This is a genomic window from Sediminibacterium sp., from assembly GCF_030695065.1.
Classification (GTDB): Bacteria; Bacteroidota; Bacteroidia; order Chitinophagales; family Chitinophagaceae; genus Sediminibacterium.
Map to the genome: position 1 here is coordinate 663,733 of NZ_JAUYTR010000011.1, position 16,725 is coordinate 680,457.

13 protein-coding genes and 1 tRNA gene are annotated in these 16,725 nt (G+C 38.1%); 4 read left to right on the forward strand and 10 right to left on the reverse strand.

Features of this window, described 5'->3' with window-relative positions; genetic code table 11:
- Nucleotides 1-11 precede the first annotated feature (11 nt).
- The 5 genes from Q8S25_RS06800 to Q8S25_RS06820 form a co-directional block, all read right to left on the reverse strand.
- Entirely contained in the window at nucleotides 12-650 is a 639-nt protein-coding gene (locus Q8S25_RS06800; RefSeq protein WP_305536090.1) for a cytochrome c, read from the reverse strand.
- A gap of 27 nt (nucleotides 651-677) precedes the next feature.
- Nucleotides 678-1,268, reverse strand: coding sequence for a DUF3341 domain-containing protein (locus Q8S25_RS06805; RefSeq protein WP_305536092.1), 591 nt, complete (start codon nucleotides 1,266-1,268; stop codon nucleotides 678-680).
- 85 nt (nucleotides 1,269-1,353) lie between these two features.
- Nucleotides 1,354-2,796: an NrfD/PsrC family molybdoenzyme membrane anchor subunit gene (gene nrfD / locus Q8S25_RS06810; protein ID WP_305536094.1), complete on the reverse strand. Its 1,443-nt coding sequence runs from the start codon at nucleotides 2,794-2,796 to the stop codon at nucleotides 1,354-1,356.
- A 64-nt stretch (nucleotides 2,797-2,860) separates the two neighbouring features.
- Nucleotides 2,861-5,971, reverse strand: coding sequence for a TAT-variant-translocated molybdopterin oxidoreductase (locus tag Q8S25_RS06815; protein WP_305536096.1), 3,111 nt, complete (start codon nucleotides 5,969-5,971; stop codon nucleotides 2,861-2,863).
- An 84-nt stretch (nucleotides 5,972-6,055) separates the two neighbouring features.
- The gene (locus tag Q8S25_RS06820) at nucleotides 6,056-7,309 is read right to left on the reverse strand and encodes a c-type cytochrome (protein WP_305536098.1); all 1,254 of its coding nucleotides are present in this window, start codon (nucleotides 7,307-7,309) and stop codon (nucleotides 6,056-6,058) included.
- 237 nt (nucleotides 7,310-7,546) lie between these two features.
- On the opposite strand from Q8S25_RS06820, the gene Q8S25_RS06825 reads away from it, so the two are divergent.
- Both Q8S25_RS06825 and Q8S25_RS06830 read left to right on the forward strand, forming a co-directional pair.
- On the forward strand, nucleotides 7,547-7,828 hold the full coding sequence (locus Q8S25_RS06825; protein ID WP_305536100.1) for a hypothetical protein: 282 nt from the start codon (nucleotides 7,547-7,549) through the stop codon (nucleotides 7,826-7,828).
- 4 nt (nucleotides 7,829-7,832) lie between these two features.
- A complete protein-coding gene (locus tag Q8S25_RS06830; protein WP_305536102.1) occupies nucleotides 7,833-8,405 on the forward strand; it encodes a phosphoribosylglycinamide formyltransferase in 573 nt (190 codons plus the stop codon).
- Here the strand turns inward: Q8S25_RS06830 and Q8S25_RS06835 are convergent.
- Both Q8S25_RS06835 and Q8S25_RS06840 read right to left on the reverse strand, forming a co-directional pair.
- Nucleotides 8,397-8,870 (reverse strand): GNAT family N-acetyltransferase, encoded by a 474-nt coding sequence (locus Q8S25_RS06835; protein ID WP_305536104.1) that lies wholly within the window; start codon nucleotides 8,868-8,870, stop codon nucleotides 8,397-8,399. The two genes, Q8S25_RS06830 and Q8S25_RS06835, sit on opposite strands and share 9 nt — an antisense overlap.
- A gap of 2 nt (nucleotides 8,871-8,872) precedes the next feature.
- Nucleotides 8,873-9,523: a M48 family metallopeptidase gene (locus tag Q8S25_RS06840; RefSeq protein ID WP_305536106.1), complete on the reverse strand. Its 651-nt coding sequence runs from the start codon at nucleotides 9,521-9,523 to the stop codon at nucleotides 8,873-8,875.
- Between the two features lie 98 nt (nucleotides 9,524-9,621).
- On the opposite strand from Q8S25_RS06840, the gene Q8S25_RS06845 reads away from it, so the two are divergent.
- Together Q8S25_RS06845 and Q8S25_RS06850 are read left to right on the forward strand one after the other, a co-directional pair.
- Nucleotides 9,622-11,202: an amidohydrolase family protein gene (locus tag Q8S25_RS06845; protein ID WP_305536108.1), complete on the forward strand. Its 1,581-nt coding sequence runs from the start codon at nucleotides 9,622-9,624 to the stop codon at nucleotides 11,200-11,202.
- A 54-nt stretch (nucleotides 11,203-11,256) separates the two neighbouring features.
- Nucleotides 11,257-11,328, forward strand: a tRNA-Arg gene (locus tag Q8S25_RS06850).
- Nucleotides 11,329-11,558: 230 nt separating this feature from the next.
- Here the strand turns inward: Q8S25_RS06850 and Q8S25_RS06855 are convergent.
- From Q8S25_RS06855 to Q8S25_RS06865, 3 genes are all read right to left on the reverse strand, one after another.
- On the reverse strand, nucleotides 11,559-13,994 hold the full coding sequence (locus tag Q8S25_RS06855) for a hypothetical protein (protein WP_305536110.1): 2,436 nt from the start codon (nucleotides 13,992-13,994) through the stop codon (nucleotides 11,559-11,561).
- Nucleotides 13,995-14,012: 18 nt separating this feature from the next.
- Nucleotides 14,013-14,954 carry a type IX secretion system membrane protein PorP/SprF gene (locus Q8S25_RS06860; protein WP_305536112.1) on the reverse strand — a complete coding sequence of 314 codons (942 nt, stop codon included), beginning with the start codon at nucleotides 14,952-14,954 and terminating at the stop codon, nucleotides 14,013-14,015.
- 23 nt (nucleotides 14,955-14,977) lie between these two features.
- Nucleotides 14,978-16,725: gliding motility-associated C-terminal domain-containing protein (locus Q8S25_RS06865; RefSeq protein ID WP_305536114.1), on the reverse strand; the 1,748-nt coding region annotated here is incomplete at its 5' end.

The following is a 16,725-nucleotide window of genomic DNA, read 5'->3' on the forward strand; positions in this document are numbered from 1 at the left end:
ATTTGCTAAATTTATTTTGTTGTTGCAGTTGCATCTGCTGCTGGAGCAGGAGCTGCTTTTGCTTTACTCGACTGTTGTTTTGCCTTAATGTAAGCAATTACTTGCCAACGTTGTTTACGGCTTAATTGAGAAGCATAAGAGCCCATCAAGTTTTTACCATAAGCAACTGAATAGAACATTTGACCAGCTGGCATTGCTTCATACTTTGCATCTCCTACCAACGCAGCAGGTTTTGCAGCATAAGGACCAGCTCCATCTTTATACAATGGTCCATTTCCATTTAACTTATCACCATGACAAATACCACAGTTGATTAAATACAAACGCTCTGCTTCATCCATATCTGTTTTACTCAAAGTATCGTAAGGATTAGGTACAGCTTTAGACGCAGTGTAATTAGTGGTATCACCAGGTAAATCCATTGGAATATGGAAAGGCATATCTTCTTCACGAGAGATTGTGCCTGCAACAGGGCGACTGTTGTAGTTAATTCCTTTCTCGGCCAAATTGCTATGGTCTGCATATGACTCGTATGCACGGCTATAAGCCATATCTGGCATATAAATCGTACCAGGTGTACGCTTAACATCGCTGCAAGCAGTTAATGCTACTACTGCAGTTAAAGAAGCTATGATTAATGTATTCTTCATGATTCGTTAATTCTAAGTGTTCTACAATTAAGCGGCAACAATTTGGTTTTCTTCAAAAGGCATTTCATCCTTATCGTATCTTCCTAACCACCATCCGTCTTCAGCAACTTCTACTTTGGTTTCTAAAGCGCCATTGCTAGTTAAAAATGCTTGTAAATCATCGGTATTGGTTTTATCGGTACACTCTATTACCATTACAAACAAATCATCTGTTGCACGAGCATGAAAATGATGCTTCTTTACAAATGGAGCCAATTGGCATAAATAGCAGAAAGTCAATACCATTCCAACCGCAGCAAATAAAACGGTTAACTCAAACATAATTGGAATCCAAGCTGGCAATGCAAAATGTGGCTTACCACCAATATTTAAAGGCCAGTCTTTGGTAAAAATCCAACTGATAGAGCTTAATGCAGTAGCAGTTCCAGTAATACCATAAATGAATCCTGCAGTGTGTAAGCTGGTTTCACGCAAACCCATTGCATGGTCTAAACCATGAACAGCAAAGGGCGTGTAAACATCGTGGATCTTGTATCCGGCAGTACGTACTTTTTTTACTGCTGGAAATAAAACTGCTTCGTCATCAAAACAGCCTACTACAAATTTCTTTTTTGCCATACTTTATTTTTTGTCTGCAAATGCATCGCTGCAAGCGCAGTAAATAATTTTAATCATATACCAAGCGCGTCATGCGCTTTAACTATTAGTGGTGCGCATGCTCATGCACAAACTCTTCTAGTTTTTGTTCTTCTATATTAGCCATTTGATTTTTGTATCCTTCACCAGTAGTCTTCAATACATACTTGATTTCTGCAATTGCAATTACCGGGAAGTATTTAGCGAATAAGAAGAAGCAAGTAAAGAATAATCCAAATGTTCCAGCATAGAATCCAATTTCCCAAATGGTAGGGCTGTAGTAAACAGACCAGCTAGATGGCAAGTAATCACGGTAAAGTGATGTAACGATGATTACAAAACGCTCGAACCACATACCAATGTTTACAATGATACTCATGAAGAAGGTTACAAAAATGTTTCTTCTCATTTTGCGGAACCAGAAAATTTGAGGGCTTAATACGTTACAAGCCATCATACCCCAGTAGCTCCAACCATAAGGTGAGAACAAATATGCACGGCTGTACCAGAATGTATATCCTTCGTATTTATTTTGACTGTACCAACCCATGAACAATTCTGTTAGGTAAGCAATACCTACAATTGAACCGGTTAATACAATTACTTTATTCATTGCTTCTATATGACCAATGGTTACATAGTCTTCCATTGCAAATACCTTACGTACAATAATCATTAGGGTTTGCACCATGGCAAAACCAGAGAAGATGGCACCCGCAACGAAGTAAGGAGGGAAGATGGTGGTATGCCATCCAGGAATAACTGAAGTAGCGAAGTCAAAAGATACGATGGTGTGAACCGATAGTACCAGCGGCGTACTTAATCCCGCTAAAACCAATGAAAGGCTCTCATGGCGCTGCCAATGTTTGGTAGAACCAGTCCATCCAAAAGAAGCAATACCATATAAACGCTTACGTAATTTGGTAAACGCACGATCTCTTACGGTTGCAAAATCCGGAATTAAACCAGAGTACCAGAATAAAAGAGATACGGTAAAGTAGGTAGAGATTGCAAATACGTCCCACAACAATGGAGAGTTAAAGTTTACCCATAATGGACCACGAGAGTTAGGGTAAGGCAATACAAAGAATGCCATCCATACTCTACCCATGTGGAAGATAGGGAACTGACCCGCACACATTACCGCGAAAATAGTCATCGCTTCTGCAGCGCGGTTTACACCTGTTCTCCATCCTTGACGGAATAACAATAAGATTGCAGAAATCAAGGTACCGGCGTGACCAATACCAACCCACCAAACGAAGTTGGTGATATCCCATCCCCAACCCACTGTTTTATTTAAGTTCCACTCACCTATACCATAAGTTACTTCACGGTATACGCTATAGACACCAAACATGAGTAAGGCAACAGCAATATAAAAACCTACATACCATAATTTGGTAGGCTTGGCTTCAATAGGGCGAACTATGTCTTCTGTTACCTGCTTGTATGTTTTATCTCCATACACCAGTGGTTCCCTGAGCTGTGATTCGTACTTTAAATGCATCTGTTCTTATTTTGGTCCTTGATCTGCCCTAGAGCAGCATCTGGTTATTTCAATTGCTTAATAATTATCCGTGTGCTTTTTCTGTTTTTGCTTCAGCAGCTTCGTGATGAGGCATTTCATCGGTGTTTCTTACTTTGGCTAAATAAGTAACCCCTGGTAATACGTGCAACATTTCTAACACATAGAACTGACGATTAGGATTCTCTTGTCTAGCAATGGTAATAGCACTTTCCTTGCTGTTGGCATTACCGAAAGTAATAGCATTGGTAGGACAAGCTTGCTGACAAGCTACTTTAACATCGCTATCGCTTAACGGACGACTGTCTTTCTTAGCCTTTAACTTACCTTCTTGTAAACGCTGAACGCAGAAAGAACATTTTTCAATAACGCCTCTTGAACGTACAGTAACATCTGGATTCAACACCATTCTTGTTAAGTCGTCGTTCATGTCTAGCACTACATCGTTAACAATACCTTTTTGGTTATCGCCAAAGCTATCAGAACCTGTGTAATCGGCCCAGTTAAAACGACGTACTTTATAAGGACAGTTGTTGGCGCAATATCTTGTACCAATACAACGGTTATAAGTCATTTGGTTTAATCCTTCACTGCTGTGATTGGTTGCAGCAACCGGACAAACGTTTTCACAAGGAGCGTTGTCACAATGCTGACACATCAATGGTTGGAACACTACATTTGGATTCTCTAAATCGCCACTGTAGTAACGATCAATACGCAACCAATGCATTTCGTGACCACGCATTACTTCTGGCTTACCTACAACTGAAACGTTGTTTTCTGCGTTACATGCAACTACGCAAGCACCACAACCAGTACAAGTATTCAAGTCTACACTCATACCCCATTTAATACCTGGTCTTTCAAACACAGGATACAATGTTCCTTGAGATTCAAATTTTTCTAAACCACCCCAAGGTTTTAATTCCTTGTCACGCTCATCGCGAATTTCAGTAGGGTTATGTTTATAAGCAGCTAAGCTTAATTCTTTTACCACTTCTGTACGATTTCCTTGCTCGGTATCGTAACGGCTATGCGTTTGGGTTAATGCTACTGGATAAGTTTCATCTGTAAGGGTTAAACTTACTTCACCATTAGAGAAGTTAACAGAAGAACCACTTAAAGAAGCTAGTACAAAAGCATTCTTACCAACACCTGCAGCCGATTTACCTACATTCTCGCTACGTCCGTAACCAACCGCAATACCTACTGTATCAGGATGCGTTCCAGGAACAATTAATGCCGGTAATTCAATTGTTTTTTGACCTACAGTAATCTTCACTACTTTCTTAGGAGGATTTACTTCGTACGCATCGGCTTGTCCACCATTGCTGATGTCAATACCTAATAAAGTTTTAGCCATTGCTGGAGAAACTACTAAGTAGTTATCCCATGTAGCTCTTGTTACCGGATCAGGTAATTCTTGTAACCAAGGGTTACTTGCACCTTGACCAGCACCTATTCCCACTTTTTCGTATAATACTAATTCTACTTTACCGCCTTTCTTAGAAGAAGAAGCTGCAGCCAATGCACCCGCAACAGCAGCGCCATTAAAGCTTCCCGGCTTGGTAGCTGCTTCGCCTAAAGCCACTACACCATCTTGCAATGCTTTATCCCAACCATTAACGCCACCTAATTTAGCCGACCAGAAATTCTTTAAGTAAGCTAGATAGTCTTCAGTAGCACCACTCCATTTTAATAGACTGTCTTGCCACTGACGTGTTTTGAATAAAGGATAGATAGTAGGTTGAATAAAAGAGAAATGCCCAGTTTTTGCTTCCGCATCACCCCAGCTTTCTAAGAAATGATTGTCAGGTAAAACGAACTTACATAATTCAGCAGTTTCGTCTACTTTACCAGCAAATGATACAGCGGTTTTTACTTTAGCTAAACCAGCTTTAAACTGATCAGCTGCAAACCAACTGTATGCAGGGTTTGCTCCATGAATCAATAAAGTTCCAACAGAACCGGCATTCATATCGGCTACTAGTTGTGCAAAATCTGCATCAACACCAGCGCGTGTATTTAATAAAACACCCCAGTTGATGGTAGAACCACCAGCACCAATGGCGTTATTAATGGCATTTACAATTATTTGAACATTTACATCATTGCTTCCAGCAACAACTAAAGCAGCACCCTTATGTGCATTCAATGCTTTTGCAGCAGCTTCAATACCTGCTTTCAATTTTGCATCTGCAATACCTGTAACACCAGCTCCATTTACTGCACTTAATAAAGCAGCAGCAATAGCAGGTGTTTCAGAAGGACGATGTAAATATTTTTCGTCGGCGTTAGATCCAGTTAATGAAGCAACAGATTCAAAATGAATATGCTTGCTCATAGTAGGATTCTTCTCGTCTAATTTTTTACCGGTAGCATATTGCTTAGAAAACTCAACTGGATTTAACCAAGTACCTAAGAAATCTGCACCTAAGCTTACAATGGCTTTTGCATTTTCAAAATGGTAAGAAGGAATTCCACGAACACCGTAAGTTGCTTCATTCGCCAACAACATTGCACTATACGAAACTGCATCATAAGTAACATGTTTGCTTCCTGGATATTTAGCCAAGAACTGCGCAATCACTGCTTTAGTAGATGGAGAGTTTATAGTGCTGGTTAATAAAACTATATTACCACCCATTTGAGCAGCAACTGCTTTATCTGCAGCTTCAAAAGTTACTTCCTTACCATCAATAGTAGGAAAACGTAAACGTGAAGTATCATATAAATCAAGTACAGACGCTTGAACACGAGCAGATGTACCTCCTTTAGTAATTGGACAAAGATCGTTTCCTTCAATTTTTATTGGTCGACCATCGCGTACTTTAGCCAAGATGCTTACAGTATCTCCGTCTTGTACATATGTGGTTGCATAGTATTTAGAAATACCAGGCACAACGTCTTCGGGCTTATTGGCAAATGGGATAGCCTTTTTTACAGGCATTTCACAACTTGCTGCGGCTGCTGCTGCGGCTGTACTGAAACCTAAATATTTCAAGAAGTCGCGACGGGGAGCCTTTGCTTCGAGAAAGCTTTTGCTTTCATCTTCTACAATAGGTAGTTCTTCATTGAATTCGTCTTTTACATCCTTATTAAACGCTGCAGACTGATTCAGCTCTCCAAAACTTTGCCAGTGCTTTTTTTGCTCCATAATTATTGATTAACAGTTGGAAACCGCGGGCGGATTCCACGTTCGAATGATATATTTAAAACAACCCTTTTTAACTTTTAAGAACTAGTAGTGACATTTCTGACACTCGGTACCACCAATTTTTTCAACAGTGATTCCTTTGGTGCTATCAATTTTGCCACTCTTTAAATCGGCATGGTATTTTTCGTAGATACTATAGAAACCATTGTCTTTAAATTGAACCTTGGTTTCGCGGTGACAGTTAACACACCAGCCCATGCTTAGATCGGTAAACTGTTTTACTTCACCCATTTTCTGAATTTCACCATGACAAGTTTGACAAGCAACTTGACCAGCTTTTACGTGCTGAGCGTGGTTGAAATAAACGTGATCGGGCAAGTTGTGGATACGAACCCACTCAATTGGCTTAGCCTTACTTGGATCCCAAGGTTTGCCTTCTTCAAAGCCAGCGTATTTGTATAGTTTCTTAATTTCTGCAGTACCGTCAACTTCTTCACCTGCTTCGTTGTACATTTTTTCTCCTTTGTACTCATTAATAGCTTGGTGACAGTTCATACAAACATTCACAGAAGGAATAGTCGCTTGCTTTCCTTGAGCAGCGCCAGTATGACAATATTGACAGTTGATTTGGTTGGTACCAGCATGAACTGCGTGAGAATAATAAATAGGTTGTTCTGGTTGATAGTCCTGACTTCTTCCATAAGCCATAGCACCTTTGGTAGTTAAATATCCACCTACTACAAATAATACTACAGTAACCATTGCTATATAAGCCTTATTTCTCCAGAATGGAATTGGCTCTAAAGCAGGTTGACCAGCTTTATCGTCGGCTAATTTTTTAAGATTTGAGTTAACCTGTAACATGATTAAAGCAACTACGGCTAAAATCAATGTTAGGATACCAAATAACAAAGAGTTATCTGCTTCCACATTTGCAGCAGCTCCAGCACCTTCACCAACAGGCACTTTAGAAGGATCAGGTACACTATTGATATAAGTAAGAATTGCATCAATTTCCCCATCTTTTAAAGTTGGGAAAGCATTCATTGCTACCTTATTGTACTCATTGTACAAGTTAACGGCATAAGGATCACCCGTTTTTAGGTATGCGGCACTGTTTCTAATCCAGGAATACAAGTTTTCCTTACTGGACCAACGAGACTCTACTCCTGCAAGGGCAGGACCAGTTAATTTCTTGTGTGGAGCATGACAAGACGCACAATTGGCGCTGAAAAGCGCTTTTCCGTCCTGGGCACTGGCGGCTACACTAAAACTCAGACTCACGATAAATAAAAAAGCGGCAATGCAGGCTTTTGCTATGGATCTAGACAATATCATATGCACAACGATGGTTCTGGTGTGGAAAAATATCCTTAAACGGAGGCAAAAATATGATAGGATTGTGACAATTACGCAATAGGGAAAAAATTTTTTTATCTATATGCCACTTAATTTTCAATGAGTTCAAGAAATCACCCCATTTCAATTGTCATGAAATGGTTAAAAAAAGTTCTAAAAATCATTTCAATTCAAATCATTCAAATAAAATGAACTTTTTAAAGCACTTTTGCAGCCATGCTGCATCGTTTAAAAAATAAATGGCAAGTAAGCTGGCTTCAGTTTACCCTCATATTCACCACATTCGCATTGGGTGGTAGTTTGTGTGGATACTTGGGAAGACAATTACTCTCTGTTACCAATTTAGAGCGAGGTATTATTTATTTTATCATCTACGTGGTGGTGGTAACCATCCTTTGGCCTTTTTGCGTTTTATTGGTAAGTGTGCCTTTTGGCCAATTCAGCTTTTTCAAGCGATATTTGGGCAGAATCAAGGAAAAAATGACCAAAAAGAAGTAAAAACATGGTAAAACTGGCCATTTTTGCATCAGGGGCAGGTTCTAATGCAGCTAAAATAATTGAACATTTTGCCTGTAACAAGGCGGTTATAATCAACCTAATTGTTTCAAATAAAAAAGAAGCAGGGGTTTTGGGGATTGCAGCCGCCGCTAATATAGACACCCTCATTATTAATAGAAGCGGGTTTTACGAGACCGCTGAATGTGTGAACGAACTAAAAAAAAGAGGTATTAATTTTATTGTATTAGCAGGCTTTCTTTGGAAAATTCCTACTTCCTTAATTGAAGCTTTCCCCAATCGAATCATTAATATTCATCCAGCTTTATTACCTAACTACGGAGGCAAAGGAATGTACGGCAATTTTGTACATGAAGCTGTAATTGCAGCAGGAGAAAAAGAAAGCGGTATTACCATACATTATGTTGATGCACATTACGACGAAGGAGATATCATTTTTCAAGCCAAATGTAGTATTGATGCAACGGATACACCTGCAAGTTTAGCAGCCAAAATTCATGCATTAGAGCATGCACATTTTCCATTAGTAATAGAAGAATTGTTGAAAAAATTAGCCTAATTTTTTCTCCATGTAAACCACTTCAGGTAAGGGATTGTGGTAGTATGCAGTGGTTATTTCAAAACCATATTTGAGGTACAAATGAATGGCCGCTTGCAATCTTTCTAACGTGTCTAATTTCATTTTAGTATAGCCCAATTTGATAGCTTCTTTTAAAATGCCATCTACCAAAGCATCACCAATTTTAAATTTTCTAAAAGCAGGCTGAACATACAATCTTTTCATTTCACAAACACCCTCATCGGGTAGTTGTTGCAATGCTACAGAGCCCACAGCAACTCCATTGTAATAGGCTATTAAAAGACTTCCATGAGGTGGGCCATATTTTTTTAAAGGGTCTTTCAACTCGGCGTCAAAGCTTTGAAAACAAAGGTCTACAGCCAATTCATTGGAGTATTCTTTAAACAAATGCCGAGCTGTTTCTAGCTCGGCACCCTCTGTTGTAATATGTTTAATTTGAATCATGATTATCCTGGCATGCGAGAAATATATTTCTCTACTTCTTTAATTTGATCAACCACTTGCTTAGTAGTAGGCTTACAAGCTTTTGCTCTTCTAAAATAATCTTTAGCAGCCCTGAATTCTCTTTTATTCATAAAAATCTGGCACATACTAATATAAGCAACTGCTTCACTTTCTTTATCTGAAATACCTGCTCTAATAGCGGCCCTGATATAGCTTTCGCCCTGCTTTAGGTCTCCACGTTGCATACTCATCATGCCCAACTGAAGCTTATTAGCTCCCTCTGCTTCAGGCATGGGTGATCCAAGCTCAGAACTTTTTTTCAAGTGCTTTTCGGCACTATCAAAATCTTGCTTCATCATGGCCATATTCCCCTTGATGGTATAGTAGGTAGAACGAACTGGCTTGTACAATAAATTAGGATACCAAACGGTATTAAGAATGCGCTCCACTTCTTCCATATCGCCTCTTTCCATAGGTTCTTGAATCAAACGCAAAGGGCCGATGAAAAAATGGCTAGCTAATCCAATCACCCCAACAAAATAAAGGATGAAAGCAGGCCAAAAACCACTGGAGTAATTGACGCCAACAGCGGCAACCAAGGCCAAAAGGCTTAGCCAGAAACGAAACTTGATGATAGTATTATAAAACTTCATGTATATAATTTGGGGGGCAAAGATAAGCGATATCGACCATTGGGCAAGAGTGATTAGGGTTTGGGTTTTGACCCTTAACTTCATCAAAAGAATATTTTATGCAAAAATGCTTGTTGGCCATTTTTAGTCTCCTGTTCATGACTGTCGTTGGCGCCCAAATTACCCCTTCGCCCTTGATTAAAGAAGGCCAGGGGCCATATACCCAATTGATTTTAAGAGGGGCAATGGTTATTAATGGTACAGGCTCTCCAGCTTATGGCCCAGTAGACATCATTATTGAAAACAACAAAATAGTACGCATATCCAATGTAGGGAATCCGGGCATGCCCATAGACCCTAAATCTAGACCCGCATTAAAAGCAGGCGGTAAAGAAATTAATTGCAGCGGCAAATATGTGTTGCCCGGCTTAATTGATATGCACGGACATATAGGCGGAAGAGCGCAGGGAACACCAGCAGAATACGTTTTTAAATTGTGGATGGCCCATGGCATTACCACCATACGTGACCCATCAGCAGGTAATGGATTAGAGTGGGTTTTAGACCATAAAAAGAAAAGTGCAGCCAATAGCATTACAGCACCACGTATTCATGCATATACTGCTTTTGGACAAGGCAGTAAAACACCCATCATCAATGCAGAACAAGCAAGAGCATGGGTAAATGATAATGCGGCAAAGGGTGCAGATGGAATTAAGTTTTTTGGCGCATCACCAGAAGTAATGGATGCCGCAATTAGAGAAAATAAAAAATTGGGATTGAGAAGCACGGCGCATCATGCACAATTAGATGTGGCAAGATGGAATGTGGTACAATCTGCAAAAGCGGGCATGACCAGCATGGAACATTGGTATGGTTTACCAGAAGCTATGTTAGAAAATGGCACCCTACAAAACTATCCAGCAGAGTACAATTACAACAATGAACAACATCGATTTGAAGAAGCAGGAAAGCTGTGGAAGCAAGCGGCAGCGCCCTTTAGCGAGAAGTGGAATAAAGTGATGAACGAATTAATTGCTGCAGACTTTACATTAGATCCCACCATGAATATTTATGAAGCCAATAGAGATTTAATGCGTGCACGCAGAGCAGAATGGCATGAAGATTACACTTTACCTTCTCTTTGGAAATTCTATGAACCAAGCAGAGTATCACACGGATCTTACTGGCATAGCTGGGGAACAGAACAAGAAATAGAATGGAAAAATAATTACAAGTTGTGGATGACCTTTATTAATGAATATAAAAACAGAGGTGGGCGTGTTACTGCAGGTTCAGACAATGGATTCATTTATCAGTTGTATGGATTTGGATTTGTTAGAGAATTAGAATTATTACGTGAAGCGGGATTTCAGCCACTAGAAGTGATACGCGCTGCAACCATGCATGCCTCACAAGCTTTAGGCGTAGACAAAGAATTGGGAACTATTGAACCAGGCAAGCTGGCCGATTTATGTGTGGTAGATGGAAACCCATTAAAGAATTTACAATACTTCTATGGCACAGGGGCTATTGAATTAAATGATCAAAATGAAATCATTCGAAAGGGTGGAGTAGTGTATACCATTAAAGACGGAATTGTTTACGACGCTAAGAAACTATTAGCCGATGTAAAAGAGATGGTTGATGCAGAAAAAAAGAAAACAGGTTGGCAGTTAAAGCAACCGGGAGTAAAATAATTTCTATTACTTTTGCGCCGATTCTACCCCAGTTATTTGGGACAATAGAATCATGGTCTCGTAGTTCAATGGATAGAATAGGAGTTTCCTAAACTCTAGATCCAAGTTCGATTCTTGGCGAGACCACAAACCCTCGCGGCAAAAGCCGCGGGGGTTTATTTTTGCGAAGACGCGAAACAAGCTTGCTTGATTGAGCGGATGAGTGAAAATAAACCCCGCAACGACCGAAGGTTGTTGCAGGGGGTTTGAGTAAGTTCAATACGGTAGAAGACAGCCGAGCGAAGCGAAGGCTGACAATCTTGGCTTATGAAATAAGGCTGACAATCTTGGCTTATGAAATAAGCTTGCATTCTTGGCTAGTCCTTAGGAATTATATCAATAAATACAGTTCTATTATAAAACCGTTCTTCTGGTAGTCTATTCGAAAATGGAAAATTTACAACAGTCCCTCCATGCCAATGCTCATCAAACTTTACATCACTCCTACCAGATTTGGCTAAAAGATCTTCCATAATCATTTTAACCGATTTCATTCTACGCAAAGATAAATTATTGTTGTGCTCATCTTCACCAATAATATCTGTGTACCCATTTAAAACGACCGTAGCACCATATGGAATTTTAGGAGTTACAATATCAGTAAGGAATTGCTTATAAAGCTGAATAGATTTAGCATCGTCAAATTCAAAAATGATACTAAAGCGTAAAATATCTGAACTTGTTTGCTTTTCAATTTTCACAATTTTGAATTCATTATTACGTATAATACTTATTCCGTTTTTTGTTTGAGCAAACATTTGTACATTATATTGTCCATTACTTGAATTTGAACCTAAAATTTTATCACGAAGAATATAAACCTGCTTTTGAGTATAAGGACCAAAACGTTTTACATTATTAGCAGTATCGATTATTTGCAAAGTCCAATACTCAATTATATCATTTGAAGAAGAAACAGAAAAAGAAAAGGCAGTGGGTTCATTCTCAATTTTTGTACGAGTATTTGATTCAATCTCAAACTCTTTTAATATTGCAGGATAATTGCTTTCAATCGTAACCCTTCGGTCACCTTCTTGCAATAATTTAAGATCAATTTTTCCTCCAGGCTGTTCAGAAGGCACTTCTGGTTTAAATCTTCCTTCAACATAAATATTTTTAGGGTTTATTTCAAAAACATCGGTTAGATAAAGTTTAATCGACTTAGCCATTATCAAAGATTCAGTGGGGCCATTTTCAGATGAGCCTACCAAAGTGATTGTAGCAAAAGGGTTTTCTAGCATTCTTGCTCCTATAATATTTAACAAATTATAATAAACAAACATCTGCCTTTTTGCTCTTGTGGCTAAGTCTTTAGTTGAATCTTCAGATAGCTTTTCTTTTATAAATTTTGCAACCTGATCTTTTCGAAGCAATGAATATCTATTCGCAATATTTGTTTGATAAGGATTAAAAAAAACATAATTACGAATAGGAAAGAATTCTCTTACATTATGTTGAGTGGGATGATTAATAGGCGGTATAATGGTGAACTTTATATCATCAGAAACACTAAATGAATAAATATCATCCCCACCTTTTCCTCCAATTCTATCGCTTGAGAAAAAGCCATTATTAGTTCTTGAATTTAAAATAAACCCATAATCATTATTTGGAGAATTAACAGGAGATCCCAAATTGGTAACATTGTAATACCCTTGTTGATTAATTGAGCAACTGAATATGTCTAGTCCACCTAGTCCAAAATGACCCTCTGAAGAAAAAAACAATTTATCTTGCATATCACTAATAAATGGGAACATATCATCACCCTCTGTATTTACAGTATTTCCAAGATTTTTTGGATGTTCCCATTCTCCCTCAGCATTTTTACTAATTGAATAAATATCAGCTTTCCCATATCCACCAGGCATATCACTTGCAAAATAAAGCGTATTACCATCTTTAGTTAAGCATGGATGACCTACAGAATAATTGATATTATTTAGATAAAAAGGTACGGGCGGAGTCCAAGCATCGTTTTCATAAGAGGTAAAATAAATTTCAAGTTCAACTGTTCTATCTTTTCGTTTATTATTAGTTTGATTTCTTGTAAATGCCATAAAAGTCCCATCATTACTAAAACTTGCAGGGCCATCATTTAATTTACTACTCAAAGTTTTATCAAAAGGAGTAGTTTGTATTAAGTCGCCATTTTGATTTTTGGAAATATACATTTCCCAAAAAGGCTTGCCAGTCCAGTTATACTTTTTCTTATGCCTACCAGCATTAGACCTACTTGAAGAAAAAACAATATCATTCTTAAAATAAGATGTCCCAAAATCAAGCGCTTCTGAATTCATAGCTAAATTTTGAATATTGAATTCGGTTGAGTCATTTATTAACCCCCTTAGTTTATCACTATTTAATTTGTAATCTATTGCCCTCAAATCAAAAGGCTTTTCGAGTATAAATATTTGCATCCACTTATCTGCTTCATTATATTTTCTATTGATTCTACAAGCCATCGCATAATTGTAATAATCTTCTGGCATCACTCCCTCTTTTGCTTGTAGAATACGTTGATATACTTTTTCAGCTTCAACTGACTGATATGTTTGTTGATAAGCATCCGCAAGTTTTCTTTGCGAAATCAAGCTTAGATTTCTAGCTAACTTATAATTAATAATTGCTTTATCATATGAGTAACTAAAATAATGACGATCCCCTTTTTTTTCGTAATTATATAATTCCTGCGCTAAAACACTTCCGTAAAGCATGTTTACTAGAAGTAGAATTGAGTATATTTTTTTCATATTTTAATATTTTCATTCTTAAAAGTTTCTAGGGGAATGTATTTGCTTTTGATTGGGAGATAAAATATCGTACCTCAAAATCAACTCATGACTTCCTTGATTGTATTTATTAGTTTGCAACCCAAAAGACCAATCATATGAATATCCAAAATGAAATTGTTCAGTGATATCATACCCTGCTAATCCACCCAAAGCATCCCCAGTTCTATACATCACACCAACTAATAGTTTTCGCATTAAAACAAATGATGCGGTAATATCCAATTCTATTGGGGCAGCGGGTGTAACTTTTATTAGAGAAGTTGGCTTAAAGGATACATTGTTTGAAATTGGAAATAAAGCTCCCATTATAAAAAAATAATGTCGCTGTTCTTTCTCAATAGTTATATTTCCGCCGTATTGATCAATTGCTGAATTGCTGTTTTGTAAAATATAGGGTACAGAAATTCCTGCATAGAATCGTTCACGTGAATAATAAGCCCCAAACCCAAAGTTAGGAGTGATATGGTTCTTTATATTGGTTAAAAATGCCGGATCAACTTGTTGATCAAGCAATAATGTATTTAGTCTAGCTTGGTAAAAATTTATACCTGCACTTAAGCCAAGTGCCAATTTAGAATTCTCATTCAGCTTCATAATAAAAGCATAGTATCCGGCTATTGAAGTATTATTGCTTGGCCCAATCTTATCATTTAACAAAGATAATCCCAACCCAATGTTCTCTTTCCGTAAAGGAGCATGAACGGTAATTGTTTGAGTAGTTGGTGCTCCTTTAAAATCAACCCATTGTGATCGATGAAGTGCCGTTACTGTTAAAGCATCCCTACTCCCCGCATATGCAGGATTAACCACCAAAGTATTATACATATAATGTGTATACATTGGTATTTGTTGCGCCTGCGCAAAGAGTAAAGAGAAAACGCAAGCGAAAAGAATACTACTACATTTATAATTTTTCATTCTGTTATCTTTTTTATGGCGTTCTACCTATTTAAATAGATTGTCCCCTTGATAATTTTAGACCCATTACCTAAGTCAAGTAAATAGAAATAAGTTCCAGTGGGCAAATCATCTCCACCAATTCTTAACCCCATAGTAGATTTTCCATTCCAGGTATTACGGTATTGCTTAGTTTCAAAAACTTTATTACCCCATCTATTAAAAATGGTGAAATGATTATTAGGGTAACTTAAAATACCTCTAATCACAAAAAGATCATTTATGCCATCTCTATTAGGAGAAAATCCTTCTGGCAAAAAGAAATCTGTTGGTATTGGTATTACAGTTGAAATATTATTTGACATATTTATATCTGGCTCATTGCCATCAATAATTGCAGTGTTAGTGTAATTTCCAATATTATTTACCTTAACCATAATGATCAAAGTGTTTGGTATTCCATTACTTAAATTTCCAATTGTCCATATTCCAGTAAATGGATCGTAATCACTTGATGAAGAAGAAAGATAACTATACCCACTTAGCAAATTATTATCAATAGTTACACCGGTAGCATCAAAAGGTCCAAGATTATTTGCAATAATAGTTAGGCTAATAGTTTGCCCAACAATTGGCGCCATATTGCTAGCAGTAACTGTTGCACTCAAATCTGCTAATGAACAATCAGTTAATTTGATTGCAATTGATTGGGCAACACCAATTCCACAACTATTTGTACCATATACCGTAACATTACCATTTACTGCATTTGCATCGTAACTAACCAGAATCCTATTTGTATTTGCGCCAGCTATAATTCTCGCACCATTTGGCAATGTCCAAATATATCCTGTTGCATTTAAGATTGATGGAACTGTATAAATCACATTCGTTTTGCCTTTACAAACTTGAGTAAGTCCAGTAATCAAACCTGCATTTGCTGGCAAAGATTTTACGGCGATAATTATAGTACTACTACTAAAACATCCAGTTGCAATTACAGTTTCAACTACCGTATAAGCTGTTGTTACAATTGGAGAAACAAATTGAGTTGCCAAATCAGAAATAAATCCTGATGGCATTGAGCTCCATAAATAGGTGTTTCCAACTTTTGCTGTTGTTCCAATTAATGCACTTGAATTAATACATATTTCTTTGCTAATTCCAGCATCGGCGATAGGTGTAGCTGGTTGGGTGTTGATGAGCACGTTCGCTGATGCCAATGAAGTACAACCATCTGAGTTCGTAACAGTGTAGTTGTATGTACCCGCTAATAAATTATTGATGGTTGTTGTTGCGCCACTGCCTGTGATTGCTCCCGGATTAATCGTCCAGTTGCCCAGTGGTAAACCACTCAGTTGAACACTGCCCGTTGCAACTGTACAAGTAGGTTGCGTAATCGCTCCAACTATTGGTGCAGTGGGTGTAGGGGGTTGGGTGTTGATGAGCACGTTCGCTGATGCCAATGAAGTACAACCATCTGCATTAGTTACTGTATAATTATAGGTACCTGCTACTAAATTATTAATCGTTGTACTTGTTCCTGTTCCGTTGATTGCACCTGGATTAATCGTCCAGTTACCCAGTGGTAAACCACTGAGTTGAACACTGCCCGTTGCAACCGTACAAGTAGGTTGCGTAATTGCACCAACTATTGGTGCCGTGGGTGTAGGTGGTTGGGTGTTGATGAGCACGTTCGCTGATGCCAATGAAGTACAACCATCTGCATTAGTTACTGTATAATTATAGGTACCCGCTAATAAATTATTGATCGTTGTTGTTGCACCGCTGC

Excerpts from the sequence above, each read along its gene's own strand:
- Q8S25_RS06800 (WP_305536090.1), bottom strand. The coding sequence starts at position 650 with ATGAAGAATACATTAATCATAGCTTCTTTAACTGCAGTAGTAGCATTA.
- Q8S25_RS06805 (WP_305536092.1), bottom strand. The coding sequence starts at position 1,268 with ATGGCAAAAAAGAAATTTGTAGTAGGCTGTTTTGATGACGAAGCAGTT.
- nrfD (WP_305536094.1), bottom strand. The coding sequence starts at position 2,796 with ATGCATTTAAAGTACGAATCACAGCTCAGGGAACCACTGGTGTATGGA.
- Q8S25_RS06815 (WP_305536096.1), bottom strand. The coding sequence starts at position 5,971 with ATGGAGCAAAAAAAGCACTGGCAAAGTTTTGGAGAGCTGAATCAGTCT.
- Q8S25_RS06820 (WP_305536098.1), bottom strand. The coding sequence starts at position 7,309 with ATGATATTGTCTAGATCCATAGCAAAAGCCTGCATTGCCGCTTTTTTA.
- Q8S25_RS06825 (WP_305536100.1), top strand. The coding sequence starts at position 7,547 with ATGCTGCATCGTTTAAAAAATAAATGGCAAGTAAGCTGGCTTCAGTTT.
- Q8S25_RS06830 (WP_305536102.1), top strand. The coding sequence starts at position 7,833 with ATGGTAAAACTGGCCATTTTTGCATCAGGGGCAGGTTCTAATGCAGCT.
- Q8S25_RS06835 (WP_305536104.1), bottom strand. The coding sequence starts at position 8,870 with ATGATTCAAATTAAACATATTACAACAGAGGGTGCCGAGCTAGAAACA.
- Q8S25_RS06840 (WP_305536106.1), bottom strand. The coding sequence starts at position 9,523 with ATGAAGTTTTATAATACTATCATCAAGTTTCGTTTCTGGCTAAGCCTT.
- Q8S25_RS06845 (WP_305536108.1), top strand. The coding sequence starts at position 9,622 with ATGCAAAAATGCTTGTTGGCCATTTTTAGTCTCCTGTTCATGACTGTC.
- Q8S25_RS06855 (WP_305536110.1), bottom strand. The coding sequence starts at position 13,994 with ATGAAAAAAATATACTCAATTCTACTTCTAGTAAACATGCTTTACGGA.
- Q8S25_RS06860 (WP_305536112.1), bottom strand. The coding sequence starts at position 14,954 with ATGAAAAATTATAAATGTAGTAGTATTCTTTTCGCTTGCGTTTTCTCT.